We start from the raw sequence: 570 nt of genomic DNA, 5'->3' as shown, positions 1-570 counted from the left end.
AGATTATTATTGCATCATATTCTAAAGGATTTGTCTTAATTTCATCAATACCAATTGATTTAAATAAAATATTTTTTTCTCTCACATTTGGTACTTCTCCAACTACTCCAATTGTTAATTTTTTACCTTGATATTCCTCTTCAAAATGTAAATCTATATTATATGATCCAATTACTATCGCAGAAAATATTGATAATAGAATCATAACTTTTGCCCAAGTGTCAATATCATTAATTCTTATCATTTAAGTCCCCTAGAATCTTATTAACGATCATCTGTCACATAACAATTAGTACATTTACGCACTGCTTCGTATTATGCTCTAAATTCTCCAATTTAATTATATAGCAAAATATGGAAGTGTAGTATTAAATATTAATTAATTTCTCCCCTACCTATCAGAATCAATCTGCGAATCACAATAGGTACCAAAAGCATTAATTCTAGTACCAATTCTCTGAAACCTCTACACTTCTTATTTTACAATTTTGTTTCTTTATTGATCAAAATATCTAATGCCTTAATTCCTCTAGTTGCTAGTTTGATAAACAACACCATGCAATATATTCC

1 pseudogene is annotated in these 570 nt (G+C 27.7%); it reads right to left on the bottom strand.

The features are described 5' to 3' along the window. Positions 1-244: pseudogene (locus AC3AX0_RS08165) on the bottom strand (hypothetical protein); the annotation flags it as partial. Positions 245-570 lie beyond the last annotated feature (326 nt).

Source organism: Dethiosulfatibacter sp., assembly GCF_983023055.1.
The sequence above is the reverse complement of the archived record's forward strand: the minus strand, read 5'-3'. Positions and strand labels throughout refer to the sequence as shown.